11 protein-coding genes are annotated in these 18698 nt (G+C 49.7%); 8 read left to right on the top strand and 3 right to left on the bottom strand.

All coding sequences use genetic code 11. The features are described 5' to 3' along the window. The first annotated feature begins 145 nt into the window (after positions 1-145). From pgsB to pgsW, 3 genes are read left to right on the top strand one after another with little or no spacing between them, the layout of a single operon-like run. Entirely contained in the window at positions 146-1351 is a 1206-nt protein-coding gene (gene pgsB, locus CWI76_RS05550) for a poly-gamma-glutamate synthase PgsB (RefSeq protein ID WP_126759317.1), read from the top strand. Then, positions 1348-1923, top strand: a complete 576-nt coding sequence (gene pgsC, locus CWI76_RS05545; RefSeq protein WP_126759316.1) for a poly-gamma-glutamate biosynthesis protein PgsC — start codon at positions 1348-1350, stop codon at positions 1921-1923. Before pgsB ends, pgsC begins: the two co-directional genes overlap by 4 nt. A 27-nt stretch (positions 1924-1950) precedes the next feature. Beyond that, entirely contained in the window at positions 1951-3102 is a 1152-nt protein-coding gene (gene pgsW / locus CWI76_RS05540; RefSeq protein WP_126759315.1) for a poly-gamma-glutamate system protein, read from the top strand. A 574-nt stretch (positions 3103-3676) separates the two neighbouring features. On the opposite strand, the gene CWI76_RS11620 is transcribed toward pgsW, so the two are convergent. After that, positions 3677-3832, bottom strand: a complete 156-nt coding sequence (locus tag CWI76_RS11620; RefSeq protein WP_198678563.1) for a hypothetical protein — start codon at positions 3830-3832, stop codon at positions 3677-3679. Positions 3833-4039: 207 nt separating this feature from the next. Further along, on the bottom strand, positions 4040-5233 hold the full coding sequence (locus CWI76_RS05535; protein WP_198678562.1) for a DcaP family trimeric outer membrane transporter: 1194 nt from the start codon (positions 5231-5233) through the stop codon (positions 4040-4042). 371 nt (positions 5234-5604) lie between these two features. Between CWI76_RS05535 and acs the strand changes: the two genes are divergently transcribed. From acs to CWI76_RS05510, 5 genes are all read left to right on the top strand, one after another. Then, complete coding sequence (gene acs / locus CWI76_RS05530) at positions 5605-7548, top strand: acetate--CoA ligase (protein WP_126759314.1); 1944 nt, start codon at positions 5605-5607, stop codon at positions 7546-7548. A 188-nt stretch (positions 7549-7736) separates the two neighbouring features. Further along, the gene (locus tag CWI76_RS05525) at positions 7737-8384 is read left to right on the top strand and encodes a response regulator transcription factor (RefSeq protein ID WP_126759313.1); all 648 of its coding nucleotides are present in this window, start codon (positions 7737-7739) and stop codon (positions 8382-8384) included. Between the two features lie 121 nt (positions 8385-8505). Then, on the top strand, positions 8506-10614 hold the full coding sequence (locus tag CWI76_RS05520) for an Ig-like domain-containing protein (RefSeq protein WP_126759312.1): 2109 nt from the start codon (positions 8506-8508) through the stop codon (positions 10612-10614). A 97-nt stretch (positions 10615-10711) separates the two neighbouring features. Then, on the top strand, positions 10712-14641 hold the full coding sequence (locus CWI76_RS11745) for a S8 family serine peptidase (protein WP_198678561.1): 3930 nt from the start codon (positions 10712-10714) through the stop codon (positions 14639-14641). 75 nt (positions 14642-14716) lie between these two features. Continuing rightward, positions 14717-15196 carry a hypothetical protein gene (locus CWI76_RS05510; protein WP_126759311.1) on the top strand — a complete coding sequence of 160 codons (480 nt, stop codon included), beginning with the start codon at positions 14717-14719 and terminating at the stop codon, positions 15194-15196. 19 nt (positions 15197-15215) lie between these two features. Here the strand turns inward: CWI76_RS05510 and CWI76_RS05505 are convergent, their stop codons facing one another. Then, positions 15216-18662 carry a PAS-domain containing protein gene (locus tag CWI76_RS05505; RefSeq protein ID WP_126759310.1) on the bottom strand — a complete coding sequence of 1149 codons (3447 nt, stop codon included), beginning with the start codon at positions 18660-18662 and terminating at the stop codon, positions 15216-15218. Positions 18663-18698: the final 36 nt, after the last annotated feature.

Below are 18698 nucleotides of genomic sequence, written 5' to 3'. Positions count from 1 at the left end.
TTCTTCGATGACTAAAGCATTAACCGTGGCTACGCCACGTCCCGGCGTTTAACGCCGGGCTACGTAAAACATTCGTTAATTTCGATCTTTTGGTCTATTAATTACATACACTTATGTATGTAATTTACAATCTAAAGGCCAAACCATGTCATTTCCTGTGTTGCTAAGCATTGTGGTGGTGCTGTGGCTTCTGTTGGTTGCAGCGGGTACTTTTGAGGCACTGAGACACAAAATTCTTCTCCGAAATATTCCGGTAAGGGTGCATGTTAACGGCACCCGTGGCAAAACCAGTGTCACGCGACTGATTGCGGCTGGCTTGCGTGGTGGCGGCAAACGCGTGTGCGCCAAAACCACCGGATCAGCGGCTGCCATGACCGACCCAGATGGCCGTGAATTTCCTATCTACCGCATTAGCGGTGCCAACATTATTGAGCAAATGCGCATGCTAAAACGCATGGCGGTGCTGAAGCCTGAAGTGGTGGTGGTGGAGTGTATGGCGCTACAGCCGCACTACCAGAGCTTGAGTGAACTGCGCATGGTGCGTTCGAATGTGGGCGTCATTACCAACGCGCGGGCGGATCATCTCGATGTGATGGGCCCCGGTGAGCGTGATGTAGCGTTAGCGCTGGCAGGTAGCACACCGGTGCGAGGCAACCTATTCACTGCAGAGCGCGATTTACTCGAGGTATTTGAAGAATCTTGCCAAGACCGCCGTAGCCAACTTCATGGGGTTACTGAAGACGAAGTTGCTGCGATTCCTGAAGAAGTGCTCGCCGAATTTAAATATGCCGAACATGCAGAGAACGTCGCCTTGGCGCTGAAAGTTTGCGAGCACCTAGGAGTTAAGCGCGATGATGCCCTCAAAGGCATGCTGGCGTTAGAGCCGGAAGCGGGTGCTATGCAGGTGCTTCATGTTCGCTACTTTGAGCGTGAGCTGATTTTTGTGAATGCCTTCGCTGCGAATGATCCTGAATCGACCGGACGTATCTGGGAAAACATGCTCGAAAAGCATGGCCAAGGGCGGCACTCGATTATGCTGATTAATTGCCGCGCCGACCGCCCGCATCGCTCTCAGCAAATGGCTGAGGCGGTGGTGCAATGGTCGCCAGCCAGCAAGATTATATTGATGGGCTCGGGTTCATTTATTTTTGTGCGCGAGGCCATGAAATATGGACTCGATCCGGACAAGTTATTGGTCATGGAAGGCGCTCATATGACGGAGATAACCGAAGTTTTGCTGGAACAATCGCAAGGTAACGCGCTGATTGTGGGCATGTGTAATATTCATGGTGGCGGCGAGGAAGTCGCACGCTTTTTCCAAAACCGTGCAATTGATGAGGAAGACGTATGATAGCGCTCAATATTCTCGCCGTAGCTATCGGCATTGGTTTGTTTTTCACGCTACTGCTCACCCAAACCTTGGGATTAGCGGCTGGTGGTTTAGTGGTACCTGGTTATGTGGCGTTGCAATTGACCGATCCGCTTAGTCTAGCGCTAACATTGGTTGCGGCCTTCGTGACCTATCTCATCGTCAAAATTGTTTCGAGCTTCGTGATTGTTTATGGCCGCCGTCAAACCATCATCATGATTTTAACCGGTTACATTATTGCCGGGCTGTTCGATATGTTTATTGGCAACCTTGTGACCTGGACTGACCTACAAATGATAGCCGGCGTGGATGAAGCACAAGCCCAAGTGCAGCCACTGGAATCAAGCCTCATGATGGCGGTAATGGAGAGCAGCATTATTGGCTACATCATTCCCGGTTTAATTGCGATTTGGTTCGAGCGCCAAGGCGTGTTGCAAACTTTGTGTGGCTTGGCGGTAACCGCGGTATTAGTGCGCTTAGCGCTCATCGCGATTATGCCCGAGTCATTGCACATGTATGAAGCAAGCCGCGCATTTCAAATGCCAGGCTGGTAAGTCAGCGCCAACAGGAGAATTATTCACATGAGTAAATTTACCAAGATTTATTGGCGCTCATCAGGGGTGCCACTTTGGGGACAAGTCTTTTTAATTGCGCTGGCGGTACTGGCCTTTTTGCTGGCCGAGAACTTACGCCAACGCGATCCGGTGGTGGATAAAAACTACGCCACCATGGTGAACGCCGCGAAGATTATGCGCGAAGGCATGGATGTGTTGAAGCCATTGCGCGCGCAGCTTGCGCCAATTAACCCTGAATTTGATCCGCAGCGTTCTGGGTTAGTGGGCCTAGAAAATTCTGAGATTACCACCAACCAAGGTGGTCGCGAATCAAAGCAAACCACCGTGAACCCGAATTGGGCTGCCGTTGCTGTGAAGCTATTGGCCGATGCCGGTGTGGGCGAAGGTGACTTGGTTGCGGTGACCATTTCTGGCTCGTTTCCAGCGATAAACCTTGCTGTGTACTCAGCGCTTGAAGCGCTGGGCGCCGATGCGGTGATTATAGCTTCGGCATCATCGTCGCAATGGGGCGCGAACGTGCCGGGCTTCACTTGGCTTGATATGGAACGTGAACTGCGTAGCGCTGGTGTGATTTCATTGAAACCGATTTATGCCTCTTTGGGCGGTATTGAAGACCGAGGCATTGGCATTTCCGAAGAAGGTATTGCCATGCTCAAGCGCTCGATTGACCGCGCAGATATTAATTTGATTGAGCCTGCAAATTACCAAGAAGCGGTTGCTGACCGTATCGCTATTTTCCGTGAATACTCTGCCGAGCGCAGCTACAAAGCGTTCGTAAACGTCGGTGGTGGCGCCACCATTGTTGGCCCGCCGGGCATTGACGACATGTTCAAATCTGGCCTGCAAAAGGATGCGCCATCCCGCGCGTTCGCAGTCGATACGGTGATGGGCTATTTCTTACAAGAAGAAATTCCGGGAGTTCATTTTATCGGCATTAAAAATTTAGCAAACCGCTACGGCTTACCGATTGCGCCCGTTGAGTCAGTACCCGTTGGCAATGGTGGTATTTACTCGGCAACAGTCTACAACCGCTGGCTGGCAATTGCGCTTGGCTTGGGCCTCTTTGGCATGACTTGGTTGATTGTGCGCTCAGCTCGCATCACCAGCATCTTTAATCGCGCCGGCGGCCACGGCAAAATCACCAAACCGATGGTGTAGCCCGGCGTTCTACGCCGGGTAACGCGCAGCGTTGTTTGTTACTCGTTACTCGTTGTTCGTTGTTCGTTATTGGTTATTGGTTACTCGTTGTTCGTTAGTCGTTGTTCGTTGCACCAAAGCATGGTTCAAATAGAATCGATGTTTTGGGGCGTTTCATGAAAGATATATAGGTGTGTGGGGTGTCTCTGAAAAAAGACTGTTCAGTTGCATCAAAAAAGTAGCATTTTGGGGTGCCTTTTTTGTACCAAATTTGATGCAACTGAACACTAAAATTTTTAGGGGGTATGCACAGCTCTATCGTCTCCTAATATTTCCTGATAATTCGCAATTTCACCGAGCAATTTCGAATGTATCCAGCAAGCTTGGTCAGATATCAGTCGATATCAATCGCGTGTCAGGAAGGTATTAGTCAGGTATTAGTTAGGTATTAATCAGATATCAGTTAGGTATTAGTTAGGTATTAGTCAAGTATTAGTAAGGGTTCTGTCAGGTTTCAATCAGGCTTCGGTCGGGTATCAGTCTGGTATTAGTCATGTATCAGTCGCTGTCAGCCGTGTATCAGTCGATTAGGTTTCTAGCGTAGATTCCGCTGACTTTGCCATCTATTGAGTAATAGACGTAGTGGCACTGCGCCGATGTCGCCGATGTTGATTAAATAGGTTAACTCTGAGTCTGTTTCGACAGATGGTTGCCCTAAATCTTCTTTAAAACTCTCCGCGGTTGTACACAATTACAATTTCTTGTTTGTGATGAATAAAAAAATGGCTAGCCAACTAAATGACTAGCCATTTCTGCGTTGTGTCTTCGTCCTTCTTACTTCGTCTTTCGTCCTTCGTCTTTCGTCCTTCGCTTTTCGTTCTTCGTTTTTCGTTCTTCGTTCTTCGTCTTTCGCTTTTCCGAATAACGAGTAACGAGTAACGAATAACGCTTTTCGCTCTTAGAACGTGTACATCGCCATGAACTGGACGCGAGTTAAGTCGCCGTCCTGACCTGCGTCATTTTCACGTTGTGCCAGTGACACTTCGCCACCGAAGGTGAGCTTCGGGTCAACTGAGTGCATGACGTTGAAGCCAATGCGCTGGGTGAACTCAGTGGCCAATGAGCCTTCGAGGTTGTCGGTGTTGTCGGCCCAGCCGCGGCTGTAGACGATGTTAGAGCGGGTTTTGTCGCTCCAATGATGGCGATATGCAAAGGTCACGCCCATTACGTCGAGTGACTCGAGGCTGTTGTTCGGGTCAACGTAAGCGCCGTTGAAGGTGTTGAGGCCCATGTAGCGGCCGATACCTGAACCAGCGGTGAAGCTAGCACGGATGTCGTTACCGTTATCAAATGCCAATTTACCACCAAAAGTGACGCCGTAGCCGGTTGCTGTTTCGTCGCTACCGTCGCTATCGATGTCGTACGCTAATTGACGCACTAAGCCGGCAACACTGTAGCTGAAGTTGCCGCTCTTACCTTTATACTTTGCGGTAAAGTCAGGCATGATACCTTCGCTGGTGGCGGCACGAGATACCGCACCGGTACCCGCATCCACTAAGCTCACTGTGGTTTCTGGGTTCTCAATTGAGAAGCTCCATGCACCGCTGGTGTAGCGCACTTGCGGTTGACGCATGAACACCATACCGTCGGTTGCACCTATGAAATCAACAGATTCAGGCAAGATGCTCAAGTCTTGGAAGTTTGACCAAGCCTGACCAATCAACCAATTTTTGTATTGCAGGTAGGCTTGACGCAAGCGTGGCGCGTATGAGTTAGAGATACGCTCATCGCCACTTGGCACGGTCAAGAAGTCGATTTCGATACGACCGCTAATGTCTTCGCCATTTTCAAGCTTTTGCTTCACGTCGAAGAAGAAACGCGATTGACGGGCGTGGAAATCCGTTACCGCGTCATCGCCTTGACCGCCCACTGGCGTTAAGCTAGGAATATAGATCTGGCGACCGATGTTTTTGTCGGTACCGGCGCCGGCTGAACCGTCACCATAGTCAGAGATCATGGCATCGAGTTTTACATAGCCACTGAATGACCACTCTGGGCCTTCTGCAGCATGGGCGTTCGTGGCTAAGCCGCCTGCTAAGCCGACAAGTACTGCACTGGCAACTAGCGATTTGGTTAGTGTTTTGTGCAACATTGCTGTGCTCCTTTGGATTGAAAGCGTTAATCGTTATTCGTTATTGGTTACTCGTTGTAAATACTCAAAATTCGTCGTTGTTTCTTCGAATAACGAATAACGAGTAACGAATAACGTTAGTGAGTAAGCTTTTAACATGCGGGCGTAATTATCAATCTAGACTATGGTCTAATGGCTTGATCGCGCGCAATAACTGAAGGTATAGGCATTAAAAAAACGTTAGTCGTTATTGGTTATTCGTTATTCGTGGGTTTAGCTCGCTCGGTATATTGCAGTTAGATTTGCTCACTTTTTTGTGCGTTAGTTTTCGTTTTTTCGAATAACCAATAACGAATAACGAACAACGAATTTGCAGTTCAATGGGAGGTTTTATGCAACATGGGGTTTATAAAGTGCCGGCAGATGCGAAAGCGCGGGCATTGGTGAACAATGAACAGTACCTGGCGATGTACGAGCAGAGCGTGAAAGACCCTGAGGGTTTTTGGCGTGAGCAAGGGCAGCGTATTAGCTGGTTTAGCCCCTATTCGAAGGTGAAGAATACGAGTTTTGCGCCGGGCAATGTGAGCATAAAATGGTTTGAAGATGGCACCTTGAATGCGTGCTACAACTGCGTCGATCGGCACTTGGCGGAGCGCGGTGATAAAACGGCGATTATTTGGGAAGGTGATGACCCAAGTGTGAGCGACGAGATTAGCTATAAGCAATTGCATCAAGAAGTGTCACGTTTTGCGAATGGTTTGAAGAAGCTGGGCGTGCAGAAGGGTGACCGTGTGGCAATTTATATGCCGATGGTGCCGGAGGCGGCTTATGCGATGTTGGCGTGTGCGCGCATCGGTGCGGTGCATACGGTTATTTTTGGTGGCTTCTCGCCGAATGCAATTGCCGACCGCGTGAATGATTGCGGCGTGAAAGTGATTGTAACTGCGGATGGCGGCCGTCGTGGTGGTAAAACGACGCCACTGAAGGCGAATGTTGACGAAGCACTGCGTGGTGGTCGTTGTGCGACGGTTGAAAAGGTTGTGGTTGCGAAAGTAACGCACGGCGAAACCGAATGGGACGACAGCCGTGATGTGGCTTGGGATCAGTTGGTGAAAGATGTACCTGCTGAGTGCCAGCCAGAAGTGATGAATGCTGAAGACCCGCTGTTTATTTTGTATACCTCAGGTTCTACAGGCAAACCAAAGGGCGTGTTGCATACCACTGGTGGTTACATGGTGTATGCGTCAATGACGCACGAGTTGGTATTCGATTATCACGAAGATGATGTGTACTGGTGTGCAGCCGATGTGGGCTGGATTACTGGTCATAGCTACATTGTTTATGGGCCGTTAGCTAATGGCGCAACCACGTTGATTTTTGAAGGATTGCCAACGTATCCGGGCGTGGGTCGGATTGGTGAAGTGGTTGATAAGCACAGCGTCAATATTCTGTACACGGCACCAACGGCGATTCGTGCGTTGATGTCGAAAGGTACTGCTGCTGCGGAAACGTCTTCGCGTAAGTCATTGCGTACGTTGGGGTCAGTCGGTGAGCCGATTAATCCAGAGGCGTGGGAGTGGTATTACAAGGTGATCGGCGATAGCCGTTGTCCAATTGTGGATACGTGGTGGCAAACTGAAACGGGTGGCATCATGATCACGCCATTGCCGGGTGCGACTGATTTGAAACCAGGTTCGGCAACGCGTCCTTTCTTTGGTGTGCAGCCAGCGTTGGTGGATGCCGATGGCAACGAGCTTGAAGGCGCTGTTGATGGCAATTTGGTGATTAAAGATTCATGGCCAGGTCAAATGCGCACGCTATGGGGTGACCATGAGCGCTTTGAGCAAACCTATTTCTCTGCCTATAAAAACATGTATTTCACTGGTGATGGCGCGCGTCGTGACGAAGATGGTTTCTTCTGGATCACCGGCCGTGTGGACGACGTGTTGAACGTGTCGGGTCACCGTTTGGGTACGGCTGAAATTGAATCGGTGTTGGTTGAACACGAGAAGATTTCTGAGGCGGCGGTTGTGGGTTATCCGCACGACGTGAAAGGCCAGGGTATTTATGTGTATGTGTCAGCAATGGCCGGCACGGAGATTACCGATGAGCTGACCAAAGAAGTGCGCGACTGGGTGCGTAAAGAGTTAAGCCCAATTGCGACGCCAGATTTCATTCACTGGACAGCGGATTTGCCGAAGACGCGTTCGGGTAAAATCATGCGCCGCATTCTGCGTAAGATTGCCGCCAACGAATTCGAGAATTTAGGCGATACCTCTACGCTTGCCGATCCGTCTGTGGTAGATTCGTTAATCGAAAACCGATTGAATAAGTAGCCTGTCGTTTCACGACGGGTGACGCGCAGCGTCGTTATTGCCAGACTATCAGGTGATGCACGTAGAACGTGACCATCAGGTGATGCACGTAGAACGTGACTATCAGGTGATGCATCGGCATTATCGAAGTGTCGACAATAACCGTGCTGCGCACGTCCCGGCGTGAAACGCCGGGCTACGGGAATCCTATGGCGAAATTTTTAATAGCAGATGATCATCCGTTGTTTCGCGAGGCCCTGCAGGGGGCTCTCGCGAACCATTATCCTGAGCTTGAGTTACGTGAAGCGGGCGATTTAGACGCGACGCTTGCGGCGCTCAATGAAGATGATGATCTTGATTTACTTCTATTAGATTTGCACATGCCGGGCAGCGGCGATCTGTACGGCTTAATTCGTATACGCGAAGATTATCCGCTACTTCCCGTTGCCATTATTTCTGGTTCTGAAGATCCTGCCGTGGTTGCCAAATGCATTGGCTTCGGCGCGCTGGGTTTTATCCCGAAATCGCTTTCTTCAGCAAAGATTGCTGAGGCTATTGATGTGATTTTGCAAGGTGATACTTGGGTTCCGGCGGAAATGCGCGGGCGCCTCGATAACATCACCGATGAAGATCAAGAGCTTGCCAAGAAAGTTGCCGATCTCACCCCACAACAATACCGAGTACTTTTCCTGCTGCACGAAGGCTTATTAAACAAGCAAATTGCTTATCAGTTGAACATCACCGAAGCTACCGTGAAAGCGCACATTACTGCTATTTTCCGCAAACTCGGCGTTTATAGCCGTACTCAAGCGGTTTTGCTGGCTGAGCGTTTGCAGCTCGAACCCAACCCCACTTAAGCTGTAACAATTTGTAACAAATTTTAGCTTTTAATTATTTATTTGTTAAATCGTTGTCGGTAAGTTCTTAATTTACGACGGGAAATGTCGTACAAACACAACCGATAATTAAGGAAGATTTATGCAAATATATACAACAGTGCGTTGGCTTAGTTTGTTTTTCATAACCACATTGATATTTATCCCACCAACACAAGCAAAGCCTCAAGCGCCGCCATTAAAAGAAAACCCCGCCTCAGCAAAGAAGATTTCAACTGTCGTCAATTACGATAAATCCAATCAGCCAATCGCTATCTACAGCGCTTCTACTGAAAGCTCTGACCACATTCAATCAAGCGTTACAGCCGGAGAAGTATCCGCAGGGCAATTGATGACCATCACAACAATAGGTGCTTTAGGTCAGACTAATGAAGACGTCCAATTGACGATAGATTTTCCGAATAGCGAGCAAATTATCGTCGATGAATATTCCATAGAACTTACCGAAGTTTTGAGTTCAACGACGATGTCACTGTTTGAATCGTCAACAAATACATTCACTTGGTCGGGTAGGCAGACGGATGGCGCAGGTATATTAGAGTTTGTTGACGATGTTGATTTTGCTTATGCAAAGGTTGGCTTTGATGACCTCGTTGGCGTTCTATCTCCATATACAGAATGTCGATCAGGATGCGACGAAAAGCGTATCGAAATTGATATCAGTGGCTTTGGTTTTTGGGAGTATGAGGGACAAAACCAAACGTTATTCCAATTTTGGGAAAACGGTCTCATTCAAATTGGCGAGAGTGATGTTTCGTCAACTTGGAAACTACAGGAGTTGCCTTCGGCGACAACGCCAAATGGAATTATCGCACCTTTTTGGTCGGACTTTGAAGTGATGTCGGGTGTGGGAGAGTTGCGTTACAACCTTTTTGATGACGGATCCGATAAATGGCTTATTTTTGAGTGGTACAAGGTGCAAGAGTGGGGAGATACAACCGACTCCACATACACATTCAACGTTTGGTTTAGATTAGGCAGCAGCGAGGTCTATATTAACTATCTCGATGTTGATACGGCTGGCGTGCTCTCTTACGGCGCTATTGGTTTAGAAAGTTCAAATGGTGAGACAGGTCAGATGCTCTTCTATAATGGAGTAGGTGAATTTCCTGTTAATGGCAGTACCCTCTCAGCGCAATCATCGGGCAGACAAGCGGCCTCAACTCAAGTCGACATAAATGTAACCGTTCCTACCTTTGGTAGTGTCGGCTCGTTTGCCGTAGAAGGCATTCACGGTCAGTCAATTTCTGCCAATTTAATTGATGCGATAGGTTCGCCGGTACGTGAACTAACAACATTGCTGAATATATCGAGTGGTGCAGTGTCCTATGACGCAGAACTGTTACTACTGATTCAACCGGACGGCGATTTGAGCGTTGAAGTGACTGCGCAACCTGAGCATGGTTCGGTGAGCCTAGATGGCATGACGGCAACTTATACGCCAGATGCTGGCTACATAGGTGCCGACAGCTTTAGCTATCGCGTGGTGGATGCGGCTGGCGCCACGTCAACCGAGAATACGGTATCGATGACGGTTACCAACAGCGCACCAACCGTCACGGCGACAGCGCCAGAATCGGCCGAAAACGGTGACACCGTGGTGCTCGATGCATCATCGGCGGCGGATGCCGATGGCGATGCGTTAACCTACAGTTGGACACAAACCGCGGGTCCTGATCTTGAACTGAGTGGTGCTGATACAGCGCAAGCTTCGTTCACTGCACCGTTGTTTGAAGAGGACGATACTGATTTTGGTTTCGCGGTGACGGTAAGTGACGGCTTTGAGTCGGTAACCAGCGATGTGGTGGTGACTGTGCTAGCTGATCCGAACACGGCGCCGGTCATCAATATCAGTGCGCCAAGTTCAGTCAGTGCCGACACGATTGTGCGTTTAGACGCATCGGGCACAACGGATGCAGAAGACGATACATTGACCTTTAACTGGCAGTTTGCTGGTGGTACCACCGTGTCGTTGAACAACGCGAATACTGCAGTTGCGACGTTTACTGCGCCACGTGTATTTGAGCAGGCTCAGGCGAACTTTATGGTCACTGTTTCTGATGGTCGCGCGACCAGTCAGCAAATGGTTACGGTGACCATTGAGGCCGAGAAAAAATCAAGCGGTTCAATGCCTTGGCTGTTTATATTCATGGCATTGCCGTTGTTCTGGCTACGTCGTCGTAAAGGTTAAGTTAAAATAAATTTTTACAAAATTTATTCTTTTGTAATTTGGTCTAAAACGGCGATAGTATGAACTATTGCCGTTTTTTATGAGTATAAAAACAACTATGAAAACACTACAGACAACACTTGCAGTAACTATCGCGGCTTTGCTCTCAAGCGGAGCAACAGGGGCCGTTTATGCCACGGACATTCAGGTAAAAGTGAATGAGCGGACAGTAGCCGCACCCCAGCGAAAAATTCCACAGCCAGCTGAACAGCAAGTGCGTATTTCGGCGCCGAAGCGTTATTTGATTCAGTTGGAAGAGCCAAGTGTTGCGACTTATAAAGGCGGCATTGCGGGTTATGCGGCAACGGCTGCGACGGTGACTGGCGATGAGCGCTTTCAGCGTGGCTCGCGAGCGGTCGCCGATTATTCAAGCTACGTTCAAAAACGCCAGAAAGAAGTATTCAGCACGATTGCACAGCAAGTGCCGTCGGTGGCGATGAAGAAGCAAATGAAGCTCTTATTGAACGCTATGGTTGTTGAGTATGAGGGGGATGATTTAGCACAACGGTTGGCAGGCACGCCGGGTATTAAAGGTGTGTATGCGGATCGCGAAGTATATGTTCAAACGGATACCTCGAATGCACTGATTGAAGCGCCAGCTGTGTGGCAACAGTTAGGCGGACAAGCGCAGGCCGGCGCGGGCGTGAATATCGCTATTTTGGATACGGGTATCGACCCTGATCATATTATGTTTGAAGACAATGGCCACACACGCCCTGATCTCGGAGTGACCGACGATTACTGTGCCAGCACCCCAGCGTTTTGTAATGATAAGCTTGTTGTAGCACGTTATTTCTTGCCAGCTGGTTTTGATTTGCATCCTGACGAATTTGCCGATTCGCCAGAAGATTTGGATGGTCATGGTACACACGTTGCGGGAACCGCAGCGGGTAACCCGGTAAGCACCACGTTTAATGGTGTTGCGGTAAATTTCTCGGGCGTTGCTCCGGGCGCTAATTTGATGGTTTACAAGGCGTTGTGGGTCAATGCCGATGGCAATACCACCGGGTCTTCGATTAGCTTGGCGGAAGCGTTGGAAGCAGCGGCGAACGATGGCGCCGATGTGATTAATAACTCGTGGGGTAGCTTGGATAATGGTGTAGCGCCGTACGAGGCTGATATTGTTCGCGCCATTGATGCCATGGGTATTGTCAATGTAGCAGCTGCCGGCAACGATGGCCCAACAGAGAGCAGCATGGGCTGCCCAGCCTGTATTGACGAAATGTTGGCGGTTGCCAATACGCAAACGGGTCGCAGTTTCGCGGTGACAATGACACATAGTGATTATAGCAATGCGATTCCGGTGCTGATTGGACAAGGGGATTTCACTATTTCCTCACCAATTACTGGTGCTTTTCGCACTGTAAAGCGTGATGCACCGTCAAATCCACTAGCGTGTAGCAGTTTTAGCGCTGGTTTATTTACCAATGAAATTGTATTGGTTGAGCGTGGTACCTGTACCTTTGAGCAAAAGGCGAATAACTTGCAGGCCGCGGGCGCACGGGCCATGGTGTTGTATAACAACGTGGATGGTTCGATTAGTATGGAAATGGGGGCGGCAACGTTACCAAGCGTATCCATCGATCAAACGACTGGCGAACAGCTCGAGTCTGACTGGACTGCCGGTGAGCAAGTTACAATTAACCCACCTGAACGAGTGATTGATGAGTCGCTTCAAGATCGTTTGGCCAGCTCGAGTTCGCGAGGTCCGAATCGCGACAGTAGCATACTGAAACCAGAGGTAGCGGCGCCGGGTACTGGCATTCTTTCGGCGTACCCAGGTGGTCAAGTGGCATTGTTGAGCGGAACCTCGATGGCGAGTCCGCATGTGGCTGGTGCTGCCGCATTGTTGCGTGATCTGAAGCCAAACTGGACCAATAGCCAAATCAAATCGGTGTTGATGACCTCTGCCAATGCGAATGTTACGCAGAGCGACAATGACGCCCAAGCGACCCCGCATCAGGTGGGGGCTGGTCGCATCGATTTAGCGGCTGCTGTGGACTCTGGTCTTAGCTTTGACCGTGCTTCGTTAAACAATAATGCGTGTATCGGTATGTGTGACTTTGACCGTACACTCACCAATTTGACCGCGAGCGAGCAAACGTGGACGGTGGCTGCCACCTTTAATGACCCTAATATTACGGCAACATTCCCGACCTCGATTACGCTTGCTGCAAACGAGAGCAAAACCTTATCAGTGACCGTCAATACGGCTTTTGCTGAAGAGGGCTGGCAGTTTGGTGCGCTGACGTTGACATCCAACTCAGGCAATTATTCGCCAGCGCGACTACCGATTGCGGTGTTCACATCGCTTTCTGATGATTCCCGCATTATCTCTGGTGCTATCGCCTCAGGTGCTGCTGTTGCAGGTGAAGCGATGCAATTGCAACTGCGTGGTGGTTTGGGCTTTACTGACGGTACCACGGAATTCTCAGTGGCATTGCCAACTAGCGCCGGCATTTCGATTGATTATGACAATATTGGATTGCAGTTAACGCGTAGTACGCAAACGGCTTTTGACGTGAACGAAGCAACCGGCACCTTGGTTTGGCAAGGTGATCAAAATGATGCACCTGATTCAGCGGAAATTAGTGCAACAACTGGGTTCGCTTATGCGGGTATGTCGTTGGCAGATATTGCGGTAACTGAAGATATCAGTATTTCGAGTGTGTGTAGCGAAGGCTGTGACGATTTGGTTGCTGAAATTGAGCTAGAAGGCGAAGGGGCAACGTGGCGCTTCGATGGCTTTGAGCACAATATATTCTCGATGTGGAGCAACGGTTTGGTGGAGCTCGGTGAAAGCCGCGCATTATTCACGGCAAGCGCCGCAATGTTACCAAATGAAAATGAGCCGAACGGCATTGTTGCGCCATTTTGGACGGACTTGGAATTTGTTAATGGCGATGGCCAGATGAATTATGCCATTGTGACTGAAGGTACTGATACGTACTTAGTGCTTGAATGGGAGAACGCACGGAGTTGGGTTGCTTCTGGCGCTACTGATAGCGGTGTACGTTATACCTTTAACGTGTGGTTCAAGCTGGGAACCAACGAAGTGATTTACAATTACGTTGACGTGAATGGCGGCGCGCCAACTTACAACACGGCCGTTGGTTTGGAAAACTTCCGTGGCGATGTTGGGGCAACTTACTACTTCTCTGGTACCAGTACTGGAACGTATCCTGCAGACGGTGCAACCTTAGCCGCAAGCTTTAATTATGGTGAGCGTGCTGAAGTACGCATGGATGTACCCGCAACGGTAACTCATTTAGGCCCGCTGGCCGATGTTACGGTGGCAGGTACAGCCAACCGCTCGGTTGAAGTGGATTTCGCTGAGGCGACAGCTGAATTAGGGCACGAATTTGTGGTGCTGATGAATATCAGCAGTACCGATGCCGGTGAGCCAATTGAGTACGCCGCGCAATTACCAATTTCCGTGCAACCGGAAGGTGCTTTGACGGGGGCATTAGTGAGCCAACCTGAGCATGGTACAGCGAGCTTTAGCGGCGCTACTTTAACCTATACACCGGACACCGACTTCACGGGTAGCGACAGCTTTAACGTTCGGTTAGTGGACGAAGCTGGGTCGACAACGGCAACCGCCACGGTAACCGTTGAGGTGACTAATACGGCTCCGGTAGCAAGTATCGATGCACCAAACAGCGCCACCTCAGGTGAAACGGTGCGCTTAGATGCCTCCGGTAGCTCGGATGCGGATGGCGATAGTTTGGAATATGACTGGCAGGTGGTTAGCGGCACTGGCGTGACCTTATCGGGTGCCAATGCGGCGGTAGCGACCTTCACAGCGCCTGAGGTGACTACTGCGACGACCATTCAAGTGCGTGTGATTGTGTCAGACGGCATGGCCACTGCACAAGAAACCGTATCGGTGAGTATTACCCCACCAGAAAAAAGTTCAGGTGCTATGGGGTGGTTGCTGATGTTGTTGGCATTGCCGCTAGTATGGCTGCGTCGCCGTCAGGTTTAGCATGTTAAGTTGGTATAAATAAAAAAGAATCGGCGATAGGATGATTCTATCGCCGTGAATTAACGAGGTGTTGCTATGACGAAGGAACTATCGAAAGGGATAGGAAAAGGACTAAGTATTCTTGCTTTAGCGTTTGCCATGAGTGGTTGCGTTGATGCGGAGCAAGCCAATAGCGAAGGAAGATCGCCAATGTCAGATGAGAGAGAGCAAGAGCAAAGCGTCGATCCGGCAGCTGATGCTAATCGCGGCGCCCGTATTGCTGAGTTAGATAATCAAATTCGCACAATGGTTGGCGTAGCGCGTGCTGATTCACTGGATCAATGTCGTTTGGCAGCAGTTGGTAAACGTGCCTGTGGCGGCCCAGAATACTATATTGCCTATTCAACCAAAGTGACCGATGAAAAATCGTTGCAGAAGTTGGTCGATGAATACACGCAGTTGCGTATTGAGCACATTAATGCAACTCAGGAAATGAGCACCTGTGAGGTGATTCCTGAGCCGCAATTATCGCTTGAAAATGGTGTTTGCCGTGCTGTTGCGCACAGCACAATGTAAAACCTAAGAATCAAAAAACTTATTGCCGCTCCAAATATTTCAGCAGTGATTTGAGAGCGGCTGGCTTCACCGGTTTCGCCAAGAAGTGCAGATTCTGTTCGCGGGCTTGTTTGCGTACCGAATCGTCACGCATCGCAGTGACTAAAGCGCCTGATAAGTTATCGCCCCAGTAATGCCTTAGCGCCTTCGCTAAACTTAAACCGTCATGTTCATCGTCACCGAGCTGATAATCGAGCAGAATGCCGTCTGGACGTTCATGGCTGCTCGCATACTCCAACGCCGTGGCGCTACTGGTAAAGGTTTCAACAGTACATCCCCATTTTTCTAGCAAGGCGCGAAGTGCACTTAAATTTTCTTGGTCGTCATCAACACATACCATGAGCATGCCTTTGTTCACGTCGGCAGCGCTGGGTTGTTCTGGCTTTTCGTAAACCTGTGCTGGGCTACCAAGCGGTACTTGCACCGAGAAACAGCTACCAGAACCTTCGACCGTTTTTAAACGCAGCTCACAGTGCAACTGCTCGCTCATGCGTTTCGCCACGCTCAAGCCAAGGCCTACGCCTTCAACGCGCGTCTGTGAACCGCGATAAAATGCGTCAAAGATTCGGTGACGTTGTTGGGCGGTAATACCCGGGCCGGTATCATAGACCGCAATGAGGAGATGATTGCCGCGCTTACGAACCGCTAATAATACCTTGCCGTTGTCGCGGTTGTACTTCACCGCATTCGATAAAAAGTTTTGAATAATACGACGCAAGTAGGTTGGGTCGGTGTAAACCACACCGTCGTGCAGATGGGTCTTCAATGTTACCCCACGTTGCTCCGCCAACACGCCGTATTCATGTATTAGAGGCTCAAGAATCGTGCTTAAACGAACATGTCGGAAGTTTGGTTGCAGTGCGCCTTGATCCATCTTGGCAATCTGCAATAGGGTACTGAGCAAGTGTTCGGTGGACGCCAGCGCGGTATCTAGCTTGCTTAATAGCTGCAAGTTATTGGTATTGAGATTCGCTTCATCCATTGCCGACAGGTACAAACGAGCCGCGTTAAGTGGTTGTAAGATGTCATGACTGGCAAGCGCTAAAAATCGAGTTTTGGAGGCATTGGCTTCTTCGGCTTCTTGCGTCGCCTTTTTTAGCTCAACCTCAACTTTACGTCGCCGCTCAATCTCTTCTGTAAGCTCGTTATTGATTTCACGAATTTTCTTTTGGCGTACATTAATACGTTGTTCGAGGTCAATATTGGCTTCTTCGAGTGCCTGTTGGGTTTCAACGTGCTCGGTGATATCGGTGAATGAAGTGACAAAGCCGCCATTCGGTAGCGGATTACCCACCATTTCGATCACGCGACCATCGCCACGGCGCCGAATAAATCGGTGTGGCGAGCCCAGTTGCATGTGCTTTAAGCGCTTCGCGACCAGTTCATCAATTTCGCCTGGGCCGCATTCACCGCGTTCAGCGTTGTAACGAATCAGCGTGGCAATAGGTTGTCCCGGTTTCACCATGCCGTCAGGGTAGTCGAAGAGATCAAGGTAGCGCTTATTCCACGCCACCAAACGCAGTTCCGCATCGACAACTGAGATACCTTGCGCCAGGTTTTCGAGCGAGCTAAATAGAATGGATTGTTGGGTTTGTAGTGCTTGTGTGGTGTCATCGAAAAAGTGCACCACTTCTTCAAGATGCAAACGCCGATCACGTAAAGCCGCTTCAACCAATGAGCGTGCGGTAGCCGCCCCGAGTACACCGGTTAGCACGCGCTCGACGTAGTCGATAAATTCCCGCGAAGCCACGTCTTCTTTATTGGTGTGGCTGGTGTCGTCACCTTGCGATTCGGCAAAATAATCTAGTAACTGAGCGGTGCGTTGCTCGCCTACGAAAGTTTGCAGTAACAACATCATGTCGCCGTTGGTGGCTTGATGATGACGGCCAATGGTGTGTTCTTGCACACGCGAGCGCGGCTTCACAAACGCGGTGGCTTGTATCCGATCAATGAGGCGTGGCTGCGCGAGTAACGAGAACACAATATAGAACGCGGTATTGACCGCCAAGCTAATGACAGTGCCTTGCGTAATGACGCTGGTGTCGGTGCTGTCATGCGGCAAATACATTGGTACGGCGACGGCGAATAGCCAAGCAATCAGACCGGTACCTAAGCCGACATAAACGCCGCGTGCGTGACCGCGACGCCAATACAAGCCGCCTAATACCGCCGGTAATAATTGCAGTACAACTGAGAAGGCCAATAGGCCGATACTCACTAAGCCCGTTCCGGCTGCCCAGAAGTAATAACACAGATAACTAAGCAATAAGATTATTGCGATGGCGACGCGGCGAATAAGCAGCAAACGTTTCTGGAAGCTGGTCGGGAAACGGCTGCGACGTTGGAGGATGACTGGCATGATCACGTCGTTCGTGACCATGGTGCTGAGCGTGACTGACGCGATAATTACCATCGCCGTTGCCGCTGAGAAACCGCCGATAAAGATGAATACCGCCAGCCACGTTTGATCATGCAGCAGTGGTAAACGCAGCGCGTAAGTATCGCCATCAATGCCGTTGCCGAAAAACAGGCCGCCACTTAAGGCAATCGGCACAATCGCAACGGCAACTAACACTAAATACAGCGGGAAGCCCCAACGTGCGGTTTTCAGGTGGTTCACGTTAACGTTATCGACTACCGCAACGTGAAACTGGCGCGGTAGGCACAGAATGACGCCAGCAGCCATAAAGGTTTGCACAATAAAATCAAACTCAGTGACAGCTTCCCAACTCCAGGCTTTCGAGGTTGGCGTGGTGACTTGCTCCCACATGCTAACCGGCGATGCGTCGTTAAATAAGAAATAGGCAAACACCGCAGCCGCTAACAGAGCAAGCAGTTTCACAGCTGACTCAAAGGCAATGGCTAAAATCATTCCGTTACGGTATTCGGTCACCTCAATATGTCGGGTGCCAAAGAGCATCGCAAACACGGCCATAATCGCCGCTGCCACGAGTTCGTTTATCGAAAACTCGGTGAGTGCCGAGGTGTTCTCAGTAAGTACCACAAAGGTTAATCCGACCGCTTTTAATTGCAGCGCGATGTATGGAATTGTTGCCAGTGCGGCAATCAAGGTCACAAATAACGCTAAGCGTTGGCGTTTGCCATAACGGCTGGCAATAAAGTCGGCAATTGACGTGATATTCTGCTGCTTCGATACGCTCACCAACTTTTCAAGTAACGGTAGCGCGAAGATAAATAATAAGAACGGCCCCAACAAAATGGGTATATAGGCCCAGCCGTCAGTTGCCGCATTTCCCACCGCGCCATAGTACGTCCAACTGGTGCAATAGATTGCCAGTGACATACTGTAAATGATTGGTTTATAGCTGATTTTGTTGGCCAATGAGTTCGGTTTGTCGCCCCAATGTGCAACGGCAAAAAGCAAAGCGATGTAGGCCAATGAGGCTAAGATGAGTAGTAATGTCATTTGAAAATCAAAGTCGATATTAGCTATTAGATATTT

The organism is Pseudidiomarina marina (assembly GCF_003987045.1).
Classification (GTDB): Bacteria; Pseudomonadota; Gammaproteobacteria; order Enterobacterales; family Alteromonadaceae; genus Pseudidiomarina; species Pseudidiomarina marina.
This window is presented reverse-complemented; position numbering and strand designations above follow the sequence as displayed.